This is a genomic window from Wolbachia endosymbiont (group A) of Portevinia maculata (assembly GCF_964028525.1).
Classification (GTDB): domain Bacteria; phylum Pseudomonadota; class Alphaproteobacteria; order Rickettsiales; family Anaplasmataceae; genus Wolbachia.
On sequence record NZ_OZ034786.1, the window covers coordinates 816,399 to 839,013 of the forward strand.

A 22,615-nucleotide genomic window follows, 5' to 3' on the forward strand; every position below is an offset into this window, starting at 1 on the left:
AGTTTCATGATATGTATAACAATGTTACAAAAAATAATATCATAGAATTCAATAGGATAATTCCTAGAAAACCCCTACATACTAAAAAAAGCAAAATGCTGTTAAAATGAGCTTAAGAATAAATAGCAAACATCTAACATAACAATTCTATTTGTAAATCAGGTGAGACTTATCCTATAGAAAGCTTTCGAACTACGCAAGCGTATCTTTTGCCTTTAGTATTTCTTTAAACCTGCTGCAAAAGAGTAGGAATGGTTATAAAATAGGGAGGTATAGCAAGAGAATAGAGAGGGAAGATGAGCTTAAACTACCATAATCTAAAAGAACATCCGAGAAATTTTCGAGATGTAACAGGTTTGAAAATAGAAGAATTCGAAAAGGTTGTAGAAAAAGTGCGCCCAGAGTGGGAAAAAGTTCAAGAATAGAAGAAATGCCATGGAAGAACGTCAAGATTGCCTGTATTGGAAGATAAAATACTCTGTATAATTCTATAGACCTGCTGCAAAAGAGGAGATATTTAAAGAGAGATGTAGCAAGAGGGAAGATGAGCTTAAATTATCAAATCAACGTTATTCTACTTTACCTCACTAGCATTTTCCTTACCTTGAACCTTACTATTACTCACAAATATAAACATTCGTTACGTAGTTCTTAATATGTCTACAGAGACGAAATTTCCCGAATTATTTATAATGGACCCTTACGATCACATTCTGGGGACGTACATCAGAAAACTTTTATATTATTAGTTTTGTAGTAAAATTATATGAGTACATCGTATCTATTAAATCAGAAGCTTTATGGATTACAGATTGAGAGCTTATTTGTTTGGGGTTATCTGGTTTATACTTAGCTTACTTAGTAGTGTAGCTAATGATACTATATCAAAATATCTAAGTTTACATCTTCAGAGTTTTGAAATAATTTTTTTCCGCTTTCTGTTTACCACTATTACCCTTGTACCTTTTATGTTTTACTATGGAATAGAAGCTTTTAAAACAAGTCAAATATCTATTCAAATAACTAGAGGAGCACTGTTGTTTTGTGGAATGGTCTTATGGACCTATGGATTGAGTACTTTCCCCATAGTAACTGCAACGATTATAAGTTTTTCTATACCATTATTTGTTATATTTCTTGCAATCCCTTTACTAAACGAAAATATAATTTGGCAAAGATGGATAGTAACTATTATTGGTTTTGTTGGTATTGCTATTACTATCAAAGCTCATAGTGAAGACTTTAATCCTAAAATTCTTATTTTTATTGTATCTGCATTAATCTTTGCTATATTAGACATACTTAATAAGAAACTTGTGATAAAAGAGTCAGTAATAAGTATGTTATTTTATTCAGCTCTAATGACAACTGTTTTTTCTACTCCACCTTTGTTATTTTATTGGCATATGCCTTCCTTGTTGGAATTAGTATTACTGCTGATTTTGGGAATTAATTCAAATCTAATTTTGCTCTTTATGTTAAAAGCTTTTACTCTTACTGATGCTACTGCACTTGCACCTTATAGGTACATAGAGCTAATAATTTCTGCAATAGTAGCATACGTTATATTTAATGAATTACCTGATAAAAGTGCTTTATATGGTACTTTGATATTAATACCATCAACCTTATTTATAGCTTATTCGGAAGGTAAGGCAATTAAGAAAAATAGTGTAACAACAAAAGTTTATAATTGTTAATGGTATTTATTTTAGATGCTAAGCTATATTTTTAAGGTGATAATAAAATGCACATAACTATTATAGGAGTAGGGTATGTAGGATTAGTATCTGGTACAATGTTATCGGAGCAGGGCCATAAAGTTGATTGCATTGACATAAATACTGAGAAGATTGAACTTTTGAAATCAGGGAACATTCCTCTATATGAACCTGGATTAGCAGATTATTTAGAGAATAATATAAAGTCACAAAGGATAAGATTTTTCGATTCGTATTTTCAAATAAATCCCAATACAGAAGTAGTATTTATAACTGTAGATACTCCATCAGACTCCCTAGGAAATGCAAATTTAAAGAATGTATATAATGCAGTAAGTGAAGTTTCTGAGAGAGTTAATCAAGATTGCTTAATAGTGATAAAGTCAACTGTTCCTCCTGGTACTGCAGAAAATATATATAATTATTTATCTAATAAGGGCTATAACTTTGATTTGGGGGTTAATCCAGAGTTTCTCAAGCAAGGCTCTGCAGTATCAGATTTTTTATACCCAGATAGGATAATAATAGGAGTAAAAACTAAGCTAGCTAGGGCAAAACTAGAAGTTATATATAAATCATTTATAGATAAGAATATTCCGTTAATGGTCACTGATACAGTTACTGCTGAAATGATTAAATATGCTTCTAATGCTTTTCTAGCAACAAAGGTTGCTTTTATCAATGAGATGGCAGGTTTATGTGAGCTATTAGGAGCAGACATTGACCTTTTAGCTAACAGTATGGGAATGGACCATAGAATAGGTAAGGAGTTTCTCAAAGCTGGTCCAGGATTTGGAGGATCATGTTTTCCTAAAGATTTATCGGCCTTAATAAGGCTTGCTGAAGATCACAATGTCAAGCTACAAATTTTAAATTCAGTTAAGGAATCTAACTATAATCATATAACAAACATTGCTAAAAAGGTAGAATATCTATTAAATGGAGTCCAAAATAAAAAAATAGCAATATGGGGGCTAACTTTTAAGTCTGGTACTGATGATGTAAGAAATAGCCCAGCTATAGATATTGCACAATTGTTAGTGAATAACAAGGCTAAAATTACTGCATATGACCCAATGGGGATGGATAATGCTAGGCAAGTTCTAAAGGATATAGAGTACGCGGACAATGCTATAGGGGCTGCAAGGGACGCGGAAGCCTTGTTATTGTTAACGGAGTGGAAAGAATTTAAAAATCAAGATTTTGCAAGTTTAAAGAGTATTATGACTGCACCTAATGTTTTTGATTTCCGTAATTTATTAGATAGCGAGCTGTTACTAAGATATGGTTACCATGTTTATTCCTTGGGTAAAAAATCTATCTACAAAGTTTAACTGTTGAGAAATATTTTTTACACCGCTTTACTTAGTTTTTTAAGGTCTTTGCTTGATAATATGGAAAAGCAAACGAGTGCAACAACAGAGCAAATGGAAAAAAATGAAAACATAATACTGTTACCACAGTGCTTAACAAGTACTCCTAAGAGCACGCATGAAAATATTGAACTTGCAATATACCCAAATAATCCTGTTAAGCTTACAATTGCACATACATTATTTTGTGAAGCAATTTCTACAGCTATAACACCTGTCAGTACTTGAACTCCAAATATAAAGAATCCTGATAAGATTGCACCAAGGTTCATAAGAATTATGTTTTGACCAAAGTTCATTGCAATAAAAGTGAGTGCTATACCCAACATGTAAAGTAATGCCAGCAAGCTTCTATTTTGAAAGAAGTACATATCACTAATTCTTCCTGTGATTAAAATTCCAAGGATTCCACCTAAATCATATACACCTGTTATTAGTGAGGATTGTACAAGAGAAATTTGTAATTTATCCCTTAAAATTATAGGAAACCAAAAGAAGATTCCCATTTTTATAATATAAGCACAAAAAGTAGCACAACATAGAAACCATATGGAACTTGTTACCTTGATACCTATTTGAGATTTATGCACCTTATAATAGGTAGTAAAGTTGGCACTTTCTTTGTAATATGCTTTTAATATTATATAAATTCCAAAAAGTAAGCATAAGAGACCAGAGTACAAAAATGCACTCTTTGCATCATACATTTTTATTATACTTGGTAATACAATTAAAGTAATACAAGAACCAAGTTGCTGAGATGCGCTCATAACTCCCCATGATGATGCAATTGAAGAGAGGCTAGAGTTTGTAACCATAAACTTGGTAATAGCTGGCCAACCTAACCCTTGTGTCCAAGCTAATAATATTAATGTTAACAGTAATAAAGTTAGATTATTATATGATAAAGTTATACCAATGGTTAATAACCCAGTTGCAATATTGCATAGCCCAAACATAAATAGTGGATTATTTTTGGAGTCCATGACTATTCCATTAACGAATTTTGATACTCCATAAAAAAAAGAAAAGCAGGCAAAAAAATAGCTTAATTTTACATGGTCAGTATCTATTAACAGTGGTAGAGCAATTGGTATACTTTGTCTTGATAAATAAAGCAGCATATATCCACAGAAGAATAGTAAATATTGAAAGAAGACAAAGTTCACACCTATTCCCAAATAGCTCTATGCAGATGCCAGCATAATACTATATTGGTATAATATTATTTGACAAGAAGTTTGCAAACAATTAGTGCAGAAAATTACTTACTTAGTATCTTTCTTATAGCAGATACAGTAATATTAATATCTTCATAGCTTATATCTCTATGTGTTATAGCTCTGATTTTACCTTTGATGTTAGCCATTCTAATTCCATAATTTGTTATTAGTACGTTTATTAATTCTTGAGTAGATATACAATTATTACGTAATGAGAAATACGCTATATTAGTTTTGTATAGGTCAATATCAATTATAACTTGATCTATGGAGTCTAGGCCTTCTATAAGGTGCTGCATTTTTTTATGATCTTCTTCTAAAGAATTTACATTATTACGTAGAGCATATAAACATGCAGCTGAAATAATGCCAGCTTGGTGCATACCTCCGCCAATTTGAAACTTATAGTACCAAGCTTTTTCAATAAACTCTTCACTTCCAAGCAATATTGCGCCCATTGGAGCACCTAATCCTTTACTAAAATCAATGAATACCGAATCAAAATAACTTGCATACTCTTTTGGAGATATTTTAGTATGAGCACAAGCGTTGAACAGTCTTGCTCCATCTAAATGAGTGAATACGTCATTCTCTTTGCAGAGACTTGAGATCTCTTGAATATATTCTAAAGGCCACACAGCTCCACCACCAAAATTTGTCGTTTGTTCGATAGAAACAAGCCCAACTCTCGGAATATTTCTTAAACTAGGACGAGTAATAAACTCAACAATTTGTTCTCCAGTAAATATTCCTCTCGTACCTTTGATTGGCAAAGGAGTGGCATGTGCCTGGGCTGCGATCAAGCCAGATTGTACTATGAGCGGATGTGAAGTTTCATCAAGCAGCAAGTAATCACCAGGTCTTTGAATGTGTACTTTATAAGCAATTACATTGGACATTGTTCCTGAAATCAAAAAGATTCCTGCAGGTTTACCTAATATTTTACATGCGGTTGCCACTAATTCGTTCACAGTTGGATCTTCACATGCAGCTTCGTTTCCAACTTTTGCTTTAGCCATCGCTTCTCTCATTTTAGCTGAAGGGTCAGTGTTTGAATCGCTAAAGAAATCTATTTTTATTCTCATATTAAATTTAACACAACCTCCTTTATAATTTCAGCAGCTTTCATGATGTCTGTTTCCTTTGTGCCAAGATGGGTAACTGCTCTTATATGAGACTCGAGCCAAGGAAAAAGTAATAAACCATAAGCTTGGCACTTACTCAAGAAAACCTCATTAGTTACATTTAGTGCTTTTATACTAAAGCTTACTATATTAGTTTCTGGATAAGGTAGTACCAGTTTTATGTGTGGAATTTCCTTAATCTTGTCTGCAAACAGTTTGGCGAGTTTATTGTCTTCTTTAAGCCTAGAAATATTGTTCTGTAGTACATACTTTGCTGCATTAGCACAATACCCTATCTGATGATAACCACTACCTAGCCAAACCTGTAGCTTTTTAGCCCTTTCAATTATCTCTCTTTTACCCATAAGCATTGAACCAAAAGGAGCGCCAAGTCCTTTAGTAAAAGAAAAGCTCATTGTATCCACATATTTAGCATAATCTGCTAAAGCAATATTTGTTTCGATATGAGCATTAAATATTCTTGCACCGTCTAAATGAAGATTTACATTGTGAGCTTTTAAAAAGTGATATAACTCGACTTGTTTTTCAAAAGGATAAATTTTACCATTAAACCCATTTATACTATTTTCTATAGAAACAAGACTCACCTGAGCAAAAATTTTATACCTCGGCTTAGAATTAATAGCACATTCTACTTCAGCAACATCTAAGATTCCGCTATTATTTCTAATACAATTAAATACGATATTATTTACTTTTGCATTGCCTGCACTATCGAAAAAATTAACGTGATAATTATAATGAGTTATTAGTTCATCACCAGGACTTGTTTGACTGGCAATGGCTAATCTATTTGCAAGCATACCGCTGGTTACAAATAATGCCTCTTCTACTTTGAATAATTGTTTGCAATATTCTGATAAGTCATTACAGCTTTTGTCTTCACCATAAGCAAAATCTCCAACAGTTGCATTACTTATTGCATGTATAACGTTGGAGCTCTGCAGAGTTGTAGTGTCACTTCTCAGATCAATAATTTTTTCCATCTTATTTTTTGCCATTCAAACAACCAATTTGAGCATTCCAAAGTTCCTTGTAAAGACCTTGCTTAGAAACTAGTTCAGCATGTTTACCATCTTGGACAATTTTTCCTTTGTTAAATACTAGAATTCGGTCCATGTGTAAAAGTGTAGAAATACGGTGTGCTATAGTAATCGTAGTTTTATTTTGCATCAGTTTAAATAAACTCATTTGAATTGTTTTTTCTGTTATAGAATCTAACTGACTAGTTGGTTCATCAAGAAATAATATTGGAGCGTTTTTTAAAAATGCCCTTGCTATTATTATTCTTTGTCTTTCTCCTCCAGATAGTTTGATGCCTTTTTCTCCGACTGTAGTTCCATATTGATCTGGTAGAGTCATAATGAAATCGTGAATACCAGCCAGCTTTGCAGCTCTCATTATTTCTTCGATAGTAGATTGAAGTCTACCATATATGATGTTTGCTAAAATAGTATCATGAAATAACAATGGGTCTTGAGGTATTACAGATATTTGTTGCCTCAAAGAACTCTGTGTAACTTCTGATACTATTTGATTATCAATCTCTATATTACCTTTTTTAACATCAAATAGCCTTAGGATTAAGTTTATAAAAGTAGATTTATCACCTCCAGAATAACCAACTAGACCTACCTTTTCGCAAGGATTAATGGTAACTGAGAAATCTTGAAATAATGGCTCCTGACCTTCATAAGAAAAAGAAACATTGTTAAACGTTATTCTTCCACTTAATAAATTTAATTCTTTAGCATTTTCCTTATCTTGAATTTCTGGTACGGTATTCAAGATTGGCAATGCATCTGAAACTTTGCCGAAATGAGTAGAAAATTGGGTAAGATTTCTAGTTAGATGGTTAAGAAACTCTATAATCGATATATTAATTCCAAGTACAAGGGCAATATCTCCTATTGCGATCTTGTTCAATTGATAATCATGAATTAAAAAATACAAGTTTACTGCTTGGAGTATATCAAATGAATAGCCATATATAAACCAAAGCCAAAAGTATGCCCATTGTAATTTTCTCTCTGCAATAGTTCTTTTCTTGCATATTTGAAAAAATTTGTGTCTCTCATGTGCTTGCTGAGAAAATAACCTTACTGATATAACATTTAAAATACTATCTGCTATACTAGCTATTACTTTTGAATTTTGTTTAGAGTAATTATCAGCTAGTTCAGTAAGTACACGAAAGCTGAAAATCGAGACTAAAATAAAAATGCTTACCCAAGTGAATGTAGCGATTGCAAACTTTATGTTTACTAATGATAAGGTATAAATAGCTAAGACTAATGCTATACTGTAACCGAAAAAACAATCTATAAGCAATCTTATTAACTCTATCACACTATCCATTAAGCTACTGACCTTATGTACTAAGCTTCCAGATAAATTGTTCTGATAATAGGAATGGTCTTGTTGGAGTAGCCTACAAAAAGATATATCAGCTATTTTTTGACGCATTAAGGTAAACATTCGAATGTCAACAAAATAGCCATAGAATCTAAAAGCAGTAGTGATAAGTAATGCCATGCCAAGATAAGCGCTTACAGGTAATAAAAGATTTTCAATTACATTACCTTCCTGATATTTTACAGCTGTATCTAGAATATTTTTTACTAAATACTTTCTAAAAGACAAATCAACAGCTACCACCAGAGCAACTAAAGACATTATAAGTACATTAAGCTTGAATTTAGATACTATATTCAAGATGAACATCAATACACATTTGAAGCTATCAACTCTACTTCTGTTCATTTACAATGCTAGCTCCACTACTTTGACTTTTTTATTGAGAAATACAAGTAGTGAAAACCATAAATTTTTGTATATTTTTCCTGAGATGTCACAAGCATCATGTAGTGCTGATGCTTGATTTAGAATAAGCAGCTTATATAAATCTCGCTTAGCCTCAGTAGTGTCGATCTCAGAGATATTTTTAGTTGTGTCTGCAATAAAGGCTAACCAGCTCTTGATAAGTTCTTCCATGTTTTTTGCTTTTATACTTTCCTGGTAGCCAAACAATGACAAGCATTCTCTCAGTATAGATTCTGTTAACTCACCACAATTGAGTATACCAAAAACTGAAGGCTGAGGTTTTGGCACATAGGGAAGGTCTTGATCTTTTATAATCCACCTTGTTACATAAGCAAATCTATCTTTAGCATCTGTATTCTTATCACTACCATGCCATAACCGGGAATCAAAAACTATTGCATCTCCTGCTGAAATAGGTAGTGACTTAATTTTGTAATTTTCTCGGTTATTTGAGTGCTGATCAAAAAAATATGGGTACCAAAAATCAACTAAAGGCTGTATTTCCCATTTATGACTGTTTTCTATAATTTGTAGTGTACCTGAAGTTTCACTGACATTATTCAAAGCTAACCAAACGGAAAAGTGGTAAGGATCATTAAAACTATAGGAGATGTCTTGATGGAAGGGAACTGCATCTATTAAATCAGCAGTTTTACATATAACATTTGATTTTTTCTGCAGTATCTGACACTGAAGTGATTTTTCAAGGTAATTTTTAATAATTTTATCTAATGCTTGAGAGATAATTCTAGTTACTTGAGATGACGTGCCCCATCTGCCGGTACAGTTTAAGTAGTCAGAAGTTGAAACACTTAGTTCTTGGGATAGCTTTGATATCTTATTTGTTATATCACTTAAAGACTGAGTTATTAGCTCTAAAGGAACCAGATTTTTGATAATAAAAAAACCATTTTTTTGTAATGTTTCCATATGATTAACACCTGACATCAATAACTGATAAGTAATCTGTTAAAGGTATAACAGCAAAAATTTTGAATCCTTTTACTTGTTTGAGTATTTTTTCCCAATCGCTTAATGTTCTTAGTTTACCTCCTGTTTCAACCATTACATTAATATCTACAGAGCCTCCAGCTGGAGAGCGGTAATCTAAAATAGTTTCTATCAATAAAATACGAGATATTCCTTTGACCAATTTTAAATAAGATAATACTTTATCATCATCATAATGCTGTAGAAAGCGGCAAAAGACACCTAATTCATAATTTGTAGCTGATAGTTCTTCCTGAGTTATAAGTTTGACTTTTAAATTTTCTACTAACTGTCTTGGCACTTTATGTTCGTTATATAGGCCTATGGAACCTTTATTGTGTATATCAGAATAAGCAAGAAATAAAGAGTGTACACCAAATAGCAATATATTCTTAGCACCATCTATATTAATCCTAGAATTAAACTCTTTAGTATCAAACCTAGAATATCCTAGCAATGCTTGGTAAAACGCTATTTTCTTATCTTCTGATGCTTCTCTTTCCTTAAAAGATTCAAATGAAGAGATTGACTTCTGTTTTAGTATATCGGCAATCTTTAACCAATTCTTTTCAGCGGCAACTCTCGCCCACATTATTGATGCTTTTGGCAAAAATGGTATTTCCTTAAAACACTTACCTTTTAATGATAGTTGCCACAAGTCGTTGTTCTTATCATAATCAATAAACCCTACTTCCCACAACGCCCTTAACAGCCTTTCTAGATTTGGTACGATAATGTTTAACTTTTTAGATAAAACCGGCATAGTTGCAGGTAAAATATTTAACAAATCAAGTTCAATAGCAACGCTTGTTAGGTACGTTTTCCAAAAGGCTGAAAGTTCTGCAGAAATCCTATGCACTTGAGATTCTTTACCTAAATCAAAAATACTAAACTTTACATTTCCGGTAATATCGATTTGTCCTAACACACCTTCAAAAGTTTCAACTTTTGCCATGCCATTATAGAATGCTTCTACCATTTTAAATCTCTGCTGGTAAACAGGATTACCATTAATATCTATATGAAACCAACCATGTTGATCTTCTGCAATAGAATATCCTTTATGAAAAACATTAAGTTTTTTATACCATTTATTATGTACTAACTTTCCATGATGATTAATATGTGTAGCTTTACCATCCTTATAGACTACAGCGATACCATCCTTAAAATCTCCAACATAATCATATTCCTCCTGATAAATCCTGTTGCCATTTAAATTAATATGAAAACATTTATCATGTCTTCTAACTATACAAGCATCTTCCTGATAATTTCCAACCCATTGATACGACTGTTTATATACTCTACATACCGATGAATCAATATGGTAACACCCTGTATCATCTTCTACGGCTGCTCTATTGAAGTAGAATCCAAAAGTTTTTAGAAATCTATGATGATAAACTGCTTCTCCTCTTACATTGATATGATAAGCACCTGTCTGATCATAAACCGGTGCAAGACCGGGCTCATGAAATTTACCAGCCTTTATAAACCTATTTTTATACAAAGGATTTCCTAGTAATTCGTGAAAACTCTCACACGGTGAAATTTTAATAGATTTAAGATTATCTTTGATTAATTGATCAAAGGTTTTCTCATGTTGCATGTTTTGCATAATTTATAATTTAAATAATTCTTTTGTAAGCTTAGGTACTCACTACTCTGCCATATTTCCTCGAGTTTAACCTCATTAACATTACCAAAATTTCCTAATGTCTTACGGAGTTCATCTGGAGCACAGCAAGGACTAAACTTTCCTTCATTGTTTATCCATGCTTCTTTACCTAAAAATGGGCATTGACCACCTGGAGCCAAATCCTTAATACCTTCTTGAGAAAGGATTGTGAAATTTTCTAATTTTATCTTTTTACCATTTGGCAATAGCATATTATCTCTAAGTTCGTATAACCTTCTCACCTCCGTGTTCCATCTACTAATTGCTAACTCATCTCTTCTCATAGATAGATCCTTAATTTCCTCAAAATGTGCCCAAAGATGATGTCCTTTAACTCTATCTATGCCGTTTTTTATGGCCATCTTAACTATGTCATAGAGTTCATGTAAATTACTTTCCAAAAATGTTAATTGTAAAGTAACGGTACACCTTTCACCTGTATCGCTAAAGTATTTATCTCTAACTTCAAGGAAAGTTTTTAAGTTTTCTGTCACTACTTCCCATTTTGAACCTTTCATGATTCTTTCATGAGTTTCTTTAGTTGCCCCATTCCAGGAAATCTTAACATCAGATAAAATTGGTACCAATAGTTCAGCCCATTTTCTAGCTCCTTTAATGGGAAAAGAACCATTGGTCGTGAGGTTAAGCTTCAGGCCGAACTCATGGCACAAATTGATTATTTCATCAAAGCTTTTGTACATTAAAGGCTCACCCATAGTAGAAGGAATGATTTCCCTTAAAGGTGTACCAGCTGCTTCTTTAATTACTTTTCTGATAGTTTCTATTGATAGTATCTTAGGTTTTATTCCTTTAGCTTTCTTCTCTTCTTTAACTTTACTGTATGGTGAAAAACATTCGCACATTATACAAGAAAAATTGCAGTAATCTGGATTAGTATCAAAAGTAATTCTCCAAGGACCGGGTTTAACAGCTACTGATTTGCCTTTCTTTTCAATAGCATTACGGTAAATCTTGTTAAGTTTTTCAGTATGCTCACTTATAGAAGGTATATTTCCATTTTCAGTATAAGGATAGCCTTTTTGGGTAAGTTTATTGTATAACTCCTGATTTGTAGATAGGACTTGCATTTTTTCTGATAAACTACTTGCATCTCTGTGCTTAAACAATAGTCCATCTCTTACATATTCTGCCATGCCACCATAATCGGCTGTTATAACTGGTATTCTAAGTTGCTGTGCTTCATGTATTACTAACGGTGAATTTTCACCCCAAATTGAAGGAACGACTATTGCATCAACTTTATTAAATACGTCAGTAACTATATTCTTATTATCATAACTTCCCATCCACTCTATTCTTTCTTTAACAACAGGTGAAAACTGATTGGCAATCGCTTTTAAGGCTTTAGTTTCTTCTCTTGCTGCTCCCCAAATTCTAAGTTTTACTTTAGATGATAAGTGAGAAAAAGCTTTCAATAATAGATCAATACCTTTTTCGGGAGTATGAGTACCAATATAACCGAAAATAAACTCTTTTTCTTGTGCTCTATTTCTATTCTTAAGACGATTGAGATCAAAACCATAATCAAGATAAGAAATTTTGTTTATCGGAACATTAAAATCCTGAGTAAATTTGTCCATCAAGAATTTCGATGGGGAAATAAAGTAATCTATATAGTCTATTATTTTCCTTGTGTGCTTCATTCTAGTTGCAACCCATTGTTCCCAATAATTTATGTCTAAATTCAGGAATTCTTTATCTCTTGTAAAATATCCTTTGTAACATTGGGTTGCACATTTTTGATCCTTTTGTCCATCACAAAGCCGTAACAAATCTTCAGAATTGCGTTGAATAAACCTTCCTCTTGGACACATTAACCAAAAGTCATGTAGCGTAAAAATTGTAGGTATATTTTCTTTAAAAGCAATTTCTGGTAAAGTAATTGATAGATGATTAAGATGACCAAAATGTATAAGATCTGGCTGAAAGTTATCTATTACTCTTTTAAATTGTATATCTACTTCTTCATTGATAAATTTGTAACGATATTTAGCTATGGGTATATTAATTAAATGCAGTAAGATTCGAGAATCACTACGATCTAGGACTGTAGTGTAATAAAAATCAGGTAAAAAGCTATTTTCATACCTAGTAAATACTTGTACCTCATTGTTATTTGCTAGTTCATGAGCAAGAGTTTGGCTATAAACCTCTGAACCAGCACTATAATAAGGAGGGTAACCATGAATAACTTTTAATATTTTCATATATTACCATATCTATATTGTTAGGATATTCTTGTGTATTGTTTTGTAGACTTTTTATAAATTTACTTAATCCTACTTTTAATGAATGTTTTGGAGACCAACCAAGTAGCTCTTTAGCTCTAGTAAAATCACCATAGAACTTAGTTACGTCAAAATTTCTTGGAGGATAAAAATCAATTCTAGAATCACTTTTCGTGACTTTTAATATTGTTTTTGCTAAGTTTTCTAAAGTACATGGGCTATTAGTAGTAAGATGAATAGCAGGAAGAGAAGATTTTTCGCTTTGTAAATATTTAACAGTTAAGCATATACCCTCTATAACATCATCCAAATAGGTAAAATCAAAAACACATTCTTTACCTTCTATTTTAATTGGATCACCTCTTAATGCATTAATACAGAGTGCAGGAATTACTCTACTGTTATGATCTAGTAAACCACCGTATACATTTGAAAAGCGTAATATTGCTACATTAAAATCTTTTGAACTTGTTATTTGTTCCTCAATAAATGCTTTACCTTTGGCATAATTATTTATTGGATCGATACTAGCAGATTCTGTAACTGGCAGTTCCTTCTGCTCTCCATAGACTTCCCTACTACTTGCATATATAAACCATGGTTTATTTGAAAGTGACTTACATAACCCTAAAAACTGCATTGTACCATCAACATTAATTTTTCTACACAGTTCAGGATAAAGTTCACCATGTATAACTCGAGAAATTGCAGCCAGATGAATAATTCCTGTACACTTAGCAAGTAGTGGTACTATATCTTCTGAAAAAAAACTGAGTGGATTGTTGTGAAACCTAATATCACAGCTTATTACTTCATGGCCCTGGTTTTCTAACTTTTTCACCAAGGTTGACCCTATCAAACCTGCAGCACCTGTTATTAATATCCCCATGTATACCCTCTCACTACAACTAGGAAAATTTGTCGTACCAATTATCTTACAAGTAAGAATCAAAAGGTATTATAAAACCAGTATAAAACAAATGTCAACTTAAATTAATGAATAAGAAAATGTAGTTATGAAAGAAAAGTTGGCCGCCTTTTTTTTTGAAAATAGTGTTCGGCTTTAATCAAATCCTCTTTATTATTTACTCCCATTGCTTCTCTTTCATCAGAAACTACATAACCTACACTCAAGTTATTGTTTGCTGCAATGGGTACTATATCATTAAGACAATATTCATTGGTCGAATTATTAAATTTTATTTCTTTTACTAAGGTAAAAAGATCTTTAGCATATGAAACTATTATTCCAGAGTTTGCAAGAAGCATTTTATCTCCATTTTTTAGGATTTTTTGAACATTTCCGTAATTATCAATTACTAATCTTCCATATCGTTCATCTTGACTATTGAATCCAAGAAGAACTAAATTATTATACTTTAAACAATCAGTCATTTTCATAACTGTATCACTAGATATAAAGGGAGTGTCTCCATACTGTATTAAAACTATGTCTTGATCAGATAACTCCTCCAGATTTTCTAGAGCAATTTTAACTGCAGTGCCAGTACCTGTAATATCTTCTTGAATTATTAGTTTTATATTGTATTGATCGATTATACTTTTTAGGGTATCAAACTTTTCTAAATCTTTTAGAAGGGAGTTGTTAACAACAATTGATAAGCTTTTTAGACTCAGCAATTTTGCATTAGAAATTATATGTTCTAAAAGAGTAAGATTTCCCACTTGGTGCAACGCTTTTGAATATTCAGAATTCATTCTACTGCTCTTTCCTGCTGCTAATATTATCAAAATGTTACTCATACATGACTTAGGGATTGATTAGATAGTAAGTTAATTTATAATTAATAAGATGTAAAGCCCACTATAATTTTCTAAATGATCTAGATCTTGGCACCCTCATTAGAGTTTCATTTAAGAGAGCTATAACTTCAAACTCTTTACTCTATTTTCTACGCTGACATCTTGTAAACTCTGATCTGGACTTTTTAATATTTCTAATAATCTACTTGCAAGGTTTAAGTGTTTATTGATTACTGCAACCTGGACTAATGACTTGCCTTGATCATCACGAGCATTTGTTACAGCTACGCGCTCATCGGGTTTTATTGCTTTCAGCTTACTGATAATTTCAACATTACCATTTTTTGCATTCTCAAACAGCTCTTCTACTAATTTCAATAGGTTAGTAATATTTTGGTCTCGAGAAAGATCAAGTGGTGCTTTACCTTCTTTATTCTTGATGTTATAAATTGCACCATGTTTTAATAAAGATTTTACAACTTCCAAGGAGCCACCTTTAGCTGCAACATGAAGTGATGTAGTACCACTAGAAGTAGTTTTAGCATTAACAAAGTCATTTAATTTATCACGACTGATATGTTGTAACAGAACCTCAACAATTTCTTTGTAACATTTGGAAGTAGCAGTGTGTAATGGTGTATTACCTTTATTAGTAACTTGACTAACATTAGCTCCATTTGTTAGTAAGATGTTTACAATATCTATGTGTCCATTGCTAACAGCGTAATGCAACGGTGTTCTTCCATCAATATCTTTATCGTTGGCATCAGCTCCATCTTTTAACAGACGCTGAACAGTTCGTATATCACCTTTACTAGCAGCAATGTTGATATCTTTCTGCAGATGCTGGAGAACCTCTGATGCTTCGCTACCCTCAAGCTTAAATCTAAAATTAATCATCTCTATCTTTTTTAAAATATCTAAAACACTCGGATGACTTGGTCCAAAAACAGCTTTTCTTTGATCAAAACTTTCTCTGTAGACTTTAAGTGCGCTGATCCATTTCCCTTGAGCAAAAAGTACATTTGCTATGTTGTATTGAGTATTCAAGGTTTCTGGGTGATTTTGTTGTAAAGCTTTTTTCTGGATATTTAAAACCTCTTGAAAAGCTTTCAAGGCTTCATGATATTTATTTTGATTGAAGAGTACCCCAGCAATGTTATGTAACGTTCTCAAGGTATCAGCATGATTAATACCTAAAATTATTTTCTTCTTTTCAAAAACCTCTTTATAGATTTTTAAGGACTCTTCGTATTTACCTTGGTTAGCTAGTACCATTGCTATATTATTTTTGGCACTCACAGTGGCTAGATCATGTGTACCTAGTGTTTCTTTCCTCTTTTCAAAAACTGCCCTATTGATATTTAACGCTTCTTCATATTTTCCCTGTTTATCTAATACTAATGCCATGTGAAACTGAGTATTTAAGGTATCTGAATGATTTGACCCTAGTATTTCCTTTTGTCTCTGATAGACTTCTTGATAAATATTAAAAGCTTCTTCATCTTTCCCCTGTCTATGCAGCACTAAAGCGATTGTACTTCTTGTACTTAAAGTATCCTTATCGTTTAAATCCAGCATTTCTTTTTGTTTCTGAAAAATCTCTTTAAGCATATTTAAAGCTTCTTGGTAAATTCCTTGCTTATATAGCACTTTGGCTATATATGTCTGAATATCTAAAGTACCAGGATTGTCTGGTCCTAGTATTTCTTTTCTTCTTTCAAATGCGCTTCTGAAAATACTTAAGGCTTTTTGGTAATTGCCTTGATTCAAGAGCACTAAAGCTGTATCAATCTGAGCGGATACGTCACTTTGCGATATCTGCTTCAACTGCTCGACTTTTGAAAAGTTACTATGTACTGCAGCAACTACTAACGTTTTGTTCTCTCTATTACGAGCACTCATCACTGCTTTTACTGTATCAATATCCTTTATCTTATTTAGGTCATTAATAACTTGAGCATTACCATCTTTAACCTTTTTAAATGATTCACTGACTAGTTTAAATAAGCTAGTTATACTTTTATCCACAGTAAAATCTGATGGTGTTTTCCCACTGTCAGAGACAGCATTGTATACTGCACCATTAGATAATAGGGCCTTTACAACTTTTAAGTGAGAGAACTTAGCAGCATAATGCAGAGGAGTAAACCCCTTGTTACCAACCACATTAGGATTAGCTTTATTTTGTAATAGAATATTGACAACTCCATCATAGCCCTTCCATGCAGTATAATATAATGGTGTTACACTATCAGCATTTTTGGCATTAACAAACGCTCCTGCTTTAATGTAATTCTCAACCTCTGAAGAGCTATTACGTTTTACAGCCTCAAATAATTTCTCAGTTGATGCTAATAGATTGATAACGTCTTTATCGTTAGTCATTTCTAATGGTCTTCTACAAAGCTTGTCAACAGCGTTATAAACTGCACCATTTTTTAATAAAACTTCAATAACGTCTTTATAACCAAAATTAGCAGCAATATGCATAGGGGTTAAGCCATTAGTATCTTTAGCATTAACGTCAGCACCTTGTGCTATCAAATACTTTACAACTTCTAACCGACCTTTCATTGCAGCATAGTGTAGTAATGTCTGGTTAGCTGTACCAAGCTCATTAATACTCAACCCCTTGCTAAGGAAAAACTCTACGGTATCTTTATAACCTTCTCTAGCTGCAATGTGTATAGGCTTTGATCCAGAGGCATTTTTAGCATTAATATTAGACCCTTCATCTACTAGACATTTTACCATTTCCAAGTTACTTTCCTGTGAAGCAATGTGCAGTATAGTCCAATCATCATTGCCTTTAGCATTCATATCTACTTTTTTATACTGCAGTAACATTTTAACCACTTGCAAATGACCATGTGCAACTGCTAATTCTAAAGGTGTTCTGCTCTTATTGTCCTTAACATTAACTTTTGCTCCATTACTTAATAGGACTTCAATAACATTAACATGGCCGTGTCCTGCAGCTATATGTAGTGGAGCACCTTCAACATTTACAAAGTTAACGTTAGCCTTGTTTGCTATCAAAATTTCAGCAACTTCTTCATGGCCTTCTTGTGCCGCAAGATATAATGGTGTTGTACTATTAATAGTCATAGCATCAACATTGGCTCCCCTTGCTATCAGAGCATTTACTATTTCCTTGTGGCCTCTTTTAGCAGCCAAATGTAATAGTGTAGCATCTTCAGGACCTTTCATATTAGTACGGGCCTTGTTTTTTAGCAAAATCTCTACAATATCCCTATAACCAGCGAGCACTGCTAATGATAAAGGTTCACCACCTTCTGCATTAACACTAGCTCCATTTTCTACAAGAACTTCAACGATTTCCTTATGATTATGCTTAATAGCAGAAAGCAATGGTGTTAGGTTGTTACTCTTAACATTAACATTGGCTCTATTTGCTACCAAAATTCCAACGATTTCTTTATAACCTTCCTCCACAGCTACATGTAATGGTGTACTACCTGCAATACCTTCCATATTAACTTTGGCTTCATTTTTTATTAAAAGGTTCACAATATCTTTGTGACCCCCTACAATAGCTGCATGTAAAGGTGTAAGACCATAATTAGCACTAGTATTGACTTCAGCTTTACTTTTGATTAGAAAAGCAATAGCGTCTTTATGTCCACTTAGAGCAGCTACATGCAATGGCGTCATGCCATCATTAGTTCTAGCATCAACTTCAGCTTTATTTTTTATTAGAAGATCAATAATATCTTTGCTACCATTCATCGCAGCTGCATGTAATGGTGTACTACCCTTAATGTCTTGAGCTCTAACTTCAGCTTTATTTCTTATTAGGAGTTCAATAATATCTTTGTGACCTTTCAGAGCAGCTACATGTAATGGTGTTAGATTATTATTGGCTTTATCATTGATTTCTACTCCATTTTTTATTAAAAGCTCAGCAACTGCCTTATGACCACTCTCTGCTGCATAGTGTAATGGCGTAGCATTATTTTTATCTTTAGCGCGAATGTTAACCCCATGCTCGAGAAGAGCAACAACTATCTTCAAGTGGCCACTCTGCACTGCAAAATGTAGTGGGGTTATACCTTCCACAGTGGCAATACTAGCATTTGCCTTATTTGTCAGTAAAGCCTTAACAATTTTCTCATGTCCATCTTTTGCTGCGTAGTGCAAAGGTGTGTTATTATAGGTTTTGTCAACAACATTAACATTAGCTCCATGCTTCAATAAAATATTAGCTATCTTTTCATGACCGTTTTCTATTGCATAGTGTAATGGTGTACAACCATCTATAACTCTGGAGTTAACATCGGCTCCTTTGAGAATTAAAGCATTCACTACTTCTAGGTGGCCATTTAGTGCTGCTGTATGTAATGGTATTCCCTCCTTATCGTTTCTTGCATTAACATTTGCCTCATTTTTCAGTAAAAAATTAACTAGCCCTAGATAACCACTTTCTGCAGCTATATGTAGTGAAGTAAAGCCACCCATAGTTTCGTTGATGTCAACATTCGCTTCTTTTTCCAGCATAATCTTAGCAACATCAATATGATTGTTTTTTATTGCATAGTGTAAAGGTGAAAAACCAGCTATATCTTTGGTATTAGTATTAGCATTATTTTTTAGTAGAATTTCAACAGCATCTTTGTGACCATTTTTAGCTGCAATATGTAGTGATGTTTTGCCACTATTATCTAGATCATCAACATATACACCTGTTTTTCCTATAAAAAATTCCACAATATTTTTCCTTCCATATGCAGCAGCAATATGTAGTGGGCTTTGACCATTAATATCTTTAACATTAACGTCTAAATTTTGATTAAGAACAAATTTTATAATTTCAAGACTAGGTCCCTTAGCAGCAAAATGTAATGTAGTCCATGAGTTAATACTTCTAGCATTGATGTCTGCTCCTTTTTTGAGATAACTCTTTAAGTCTTCAAGATTTCCTTCTTCCAACGCAGCAAACATTTTTTCCTGATTAGTAATAGTGATAAGGTTTTGATCGTATTTATCTTTCAGCTTGGAAGGATCATCTCTTACCGACTTGCCAATTTTCTTCTTACTTTTTATTACATTTTCTGAAATAAGTTTTTTAGCGTTCAAGATAACTGCTATTGAGGGATCAGATAACAATACATCAACTAAGGTATTATCGTGTGCTAAATGATTACGCAAACATTTTCCAGTTAATAAAGGAGTGTTATCATCTAAAAAAAGTAGATTGTTTTCTAGATGCTTCTCTGATCTACCTAAAATTGACATTATATCCAGAACAAGCATTTCTACTACTGCTTGCAACTTTTTATTCCTCTTGTAGGAAGGAAGCTTTTCAGTTAACTTGCCACTTAATGCGTTATTCCTCAAAATACTTTTCAGTTCAGATAACTTCAGTTCAAGCTGGTTATTGTATTTTTCTTCTGTTATGTTGTAAGCCTTCCTTTGTTTATGTATAGGAATAAACGAACCTTTCTCATTCAACTTGTTTCTTAATTCCTCAATCCATTTAAGGTCACCTGTTCCAAGTTCAGCAATGTAAAAAATCTCACAAGTTAATCTATTTACTTTATCAAGGTTGTCATCCTGTATTCTTGACCTAACACTATGAGAAATTTTCATTGATAGTTCGGCTATTTCTTTAAGATTGTGAGACTCTATTTGGGAAGGAATATTCTCTAGTGTTTTATTAGCAAAGAATTTTATTCCTCTAATAACATTATGGTCAATCTTATTGTCATTCAAACCAACATCTAAGCTCTTTAATGATATAAACGCCGTAACATAATCAGTTCTGATATTTTTTGATTTAGTTTTTGCAAAATTGATTATGTTATCAATTTTATTAAACAGCTCCTTTTCATAATTCGTCTTTTCAGTTATATTATTGCTTAATTCTTTTATGAGTTTTTCAAGCTTATCATGTTCCATCACTTTAAAACTCTCTGTAATCATTTCATCTAATTCAACGTTACTAAATATTCCAGCAACTTCTTTTATCTCGTCTAAGTTTTCACTACTGGTAATTTTCTTTAGCAACATTATGACTATTTTAATCTTGTTATTGTAAAGAATATCAGTAATTACATTATCGATTCTTTTAGTATCATTTTGAACACCAATAAAAAAGTTAACATCTGTATTTTCCTCAATCTCTGTTCTTTTAGAGAGCGAGTAAGCATGTGATAGTGAATTACGTAAATCTATAATGACTTCTCTTGTGTTCTTTGGTAATGATAGTAGAAGAAGCTCGCTTGTAGTGCTAGATAACTTGGGAGATTCTAGAGTGTTTTTTAAATATTCACCAATAACCTGTAAAACCCTTGTAATAATTAACTTTCCTTCCCTTTCTTTAGGATTAGCTGATAATGCCAACTTTATATAATCACTTATTTTCTCTAAAGAATGAATATCCCTAATTTGTTGATAATCGCTATACAACTCTCCAAATTGAGGATAATTGCTAACGATCTCTGCAACAACCCTCTCACGTTTTAACTTCGGGAGATCAGCAAATTTACCAATGTCCACACCTTCTATAATATCTTTTTCTTCTTTAAGTTTCTTTGCAAAATTTTCCAAGTGGTCTAGTATTTTACTTTTATTCAATGTGGCATTATAGAATAGATTCATTTCCTGTCGTTTTATGTGAGAAGAAACAAAACTGATCAAACAAAATTCCATTTCTTCCCAAGGTAGTCTATCGTAGGTTGATTTCAACTGCCGCTTTAATATATGAATATTTTGTGCAATAAATTTTGCTATGAATAAAAACTTTTCATCTACTTTTTCTGTGTTTGAATACTCTGCCTTTAACAGGCTAATATTTTGAAGTACTAACTCAATCCGCTCTCTTATGTTATTAAGATAACTCTTCACATTCTGATCTTGTCCAGAAGCACTAGAGAAAAAACGGAGGTTTATCAACTTATTTTCAACAAAAATTTCTATCTCTTCTGACAAGAATACGTTCTTTAGTTTTAATTCCTCATAAGCTCGTGAAAGAATTTCATCTAATTCCCTGAAATGAACAGCAAAATAATTACCTAGCCATTTATTAATGAGTGTATCAAGAAGTTCAACATTACCTGAACGTATAGCATAATAAAACGCATTATGGCATGTTTCATCCTCATCATCTGGTAATATAGTAGTTTCTCTGATGCCAACAGATAAATTACTGAGAATTTTACTATTATTGCCAAGTAGGTATTCTAAAATCTTTACCTTATTGTGTTTACAAGCTAAGATAACTAAGTTAGTACTCTTAACAGGATTGTTAGCATTATCATAATAGTCTCTCAAAGTTACTTGATCTTCTGCATCACTTATGTAATCAATAAAATTGCTTAATTTTTTTAAGCTGTCGACATTACCATCTGATATTGCCTCTTCGAGTTCAGTTAAAACCAGGAGATAAAGTTCTTCAGCTTTTGCTTTTCTGCGGTAGAGCTTTTTATATTCTCTAATAAACTCCTCTTTTGATGTGTAAGAACGTGATAAAAACTGTTTATCTTCTTGATAAAAACTGGTTTGTTGTTTAGGTACATGCATAAACCCTCTCTGAGATATATTTACATCAGTATTAGAATAGCAAAGTTTACTTAATATGGCAAAAATTAAAATAGCATCTTTTGTTAATAAAATATTTTTGA

General features: G+C 32.5%; 13 protein-coding genes. 3 read left to right on the forward strand and 10 right to left on the reverse strand.

The window, feature by feature from the left end:
- The first annotated feature begins 296 nt into the window (after positions 1-296).
- From ABWU36_RS04085 to ABWU36_RS04095, 3 genes are all read left to right on the forward strand, one after another.
- A complete protein-coding gene (locus tag ABWU36_RS04085) occupies positions 297-425 on the forward strand; it encodes a hypothetical protein (RefSeq protein WP_353273036.1) in 129 nt (42 codons plus the stop codon).
- A 375-nt stretch (positions 426-800) separates the two neighbouring features.
- Positions 801-1,700, forward strand: a complete 900-nt coding sequence (locus ABWU36_RS04090) for a DMT family transporter (protein ID WP_265016739.1) — start codon at positions 801-803, stop codon at positions 1,698-1,700.
- Between the two features lie 47 nt (positions 1,701-1,747).
- On the forward strand, positions 1,748-3,055 hold the full coding sequence (locus ABWU36_RS04095; protein ID WP_265017298.1) for a UDP-glucose dehydrogenase family protein: 1,308 nt from the start codon (positions 1,748-1,750) through the stop codon (positions 3,053-3,055).
- Positions 3,056-3,072: 17 nt separating this feature from the next.
- Here ABWU36_RS04095 and ABWU36_RS04100 read toward each other — a convergent pair whose 3' ends face one another.
- The 10 genes from ABWU36_RS04100 to ABWU36_RS04145 all read right to left on the reverse strand — a co-directional run bounded on the left by ABWU36_RS04100 (position 3,073) and on the right by ABWU36_RS04145 (position 22,514).
- Complete coding sequence (locus ABWU36_RS04100; protein ID WP_353273037.1) at positions 3,073-4,263, reverse strand: MFS transporter; 1,191 nt, start codon at positions 4,261-4,263, stop codon at positions 3,073-3,075.
- 95 nt (positions 4,264-4,358) lie between these two features.
- Positions 4,359-5,402 carry a threonine aldolase family protein gene (locus ABWU36_RS04105; protein ID WP_264687714.1) on the reverse strand — a complete coding sequence of 348 codons (1,044 nt, stop codon included), beginning with the start codon at positions 5,400-5,402 and terminating at the stop codon, positions 4,359-4,361.
- Complete coding sequence (locus ABWU36_RS04110) at positions 5,399-6,448, reverse strand: threonine aldolase family protein (protein WP_264687713.1); 1,050 nt, start codon at positions 6,446-6,448, stop codon at positions 5,399-5,401. The genes ABWU36_RS04105 and ABWU36_RS04110 overlap by 4 nt, the downstream gene beginning before the upstream one ends.
- Before the next feature lies 1 nt (position 6,449).
- Positions 6,450-8,225: an ABC transporter ATP-binding protein gene (locus ABWU36_RS04115; protein WP_353273038.1), complete on the reverse strand. Its 1,776-nt coding sequence runs from the start codon at positions 8,223-8,225 to the stop codon at positions 6,450-6,452.
- Positions 8,226-9,215 carry a phytanoyl-CoA dioxygenase family protein gene (locus tag ABWU36_RS04120; protein ID WP_353273039.1) on the reverse strand — a complete coding sequence of 330 codons (990 nt, stop codon included), beginning with the start codon at positions 9,213-9,215 and terminating at the stop codon, positions 8,226-8,228.
- Positions 9,216-9,219: 4 nt separating this feature from the next.
- Complete coding sequence (locus ABWU36_RS04125; protein WP_353273040.1) at positions 9,220-10,896, reverse strand: WG repeat-containing protein; 1,677 nt, start codon at positions 10,894-10,896, stop codon at positions 9,220-9,222.
- Positions 10,857-13,184, reverse strand: coding sequence for a glycosyltransferase (locus tag ABWU36_RS04130; protein ID WP_353273041.1), 2,328 nt, complete (start codon positions 13,182-13,184; stop codon positions 10,857-10,859). The genes ABWU36_RS04125 and ABWU36_RS04130 overlap by 40 nt, the downstream gene beginning before the upstream one ends.
- On the reverse strand, positions 13,141-14,094 hold the full coding sequence (locus tag ABWU36_RS04135; protein WP_353273042.1) for an NAD-dependent epimerase/dehydratase family protein: 954 nt from the start codon (positions 14,092-14,094) through the stop codon (positions 13,141-13,143). The genes ABWU36_RS04130 and ABWU36_RS04135 overlap by 44 nt, the downstream gene beginning before the upstream one ends.
- A gap of 125 nt (positions 14,095-14,219) precedes the next feature.
- Complete coding sequence (locus ABWU36_RS04140; RefSeq protein WP_353273043.1) at positions 14,220-14,969, reverse strand: NTP transferase domain-containing protein; 750 nt, start codon at positions 14,967-14,969, stop codon at positions 14,220-14,222.
- Positions 14,970-15,089: 120 nt separating this feature from the next.
- Positions 15,090-22,514, reverse strand: a complete 7,425-nt coding sequence (locus tag ABWU36_RS04145) for an ankyrin repeat domain-containing protein (protein WP_353273044.1) — start codon at positions 22,512-22,514, stop codon at positions 15,090-15,092.
- Between the last annotated feature and the right edge of the window lie 101 nt (positions 22,515-22,615).

Bases quoted from the DNA above. Each gene is read 5' to 3' on its own strand.
- ABWU36_RS04085 (WP_353273036.1), top strand. From the start codon at position 297: ATGAGCTTAAACTACCATAATCTAAAAGAACATCCGAGAAATTTTCGA.
- ABWU36_RS04090 (WP_265016739.1), top strand. From the start codon at position 801: ATGGATTACAGATTGAGAGCTTATTTGTTTGGGGTTATCTGGTTTATA.
- ABWU36_RS04095 (WP_265017298.1), top strand. From the start codon at position 1,748: ATGCACATAACTATTATAGGAGTAGGGTATGTAGGATTAGTATCTGGT.
- ABWU36_RS04105 (WP_264687714.1), bottom strand. From the start codon at position 5,402: ATGAGAATAAAAATAGATTTCTTTAGCGATTCAAACACTGACCCTTCA.
- ABWU36_RS04110 (WP_264687713.1), bottom strand. From the start codon at position 6,448: ATGGAAAAAATTATTGATCTGAGAAGTGACACTACAACTCTGCAGAGC.
- ABWU36_RS04115 (WP_353273038.1), bottom strand. From the start codon at position 8,225: ATGAACAGAAGTAGAGTTGATAGCTTCAAATGTGTATTGATGTTCATC.
- ABWU36_RS04120 (WP_353273039.1), bottom strand. From the start codon at position 9,215: ATGGAAACATTACAAAAAAATGGTTTTTTTATTATCAAAAATCTGGTT.
- ABWU36_RS04125 (WP_353273040.1), bottom strand. From the start codon at position 10,896: ATGCAAAACATGCAACATGAGAAAACCTTTGATCAATTAATCAAAGAT.
- ABWU36_RS04130 (WP_353273041.1), bottom strand. From the start codon at position 13,184: ATGAAAATATTAAAAGTTATTCATGGTTACCCTCCTTATTATAGTGCT.
- ABWU36_RS04135 (WP_353273042.1), bottom strand. From the start codon at position 14,094: ATGGGGATATTAATAACAGGTGCTGCAGGTTTGATAGGGTCAACCTTG.
- ABWU36_RS04140 (WP_353273043.1), bottom strand. From the start codon at position 14,969: ATGAGTAACATTTTGATAATATTAGCAGCAGGAAAGAGCAGTAGAATG.
- ABWU36_RS04145 (WP_353273044.1), bottom strand. From the start codon at position 22,514: ATGCATGTACCTAAACAACAAACCAGTTTTTATCAAGAAGATAAACAG.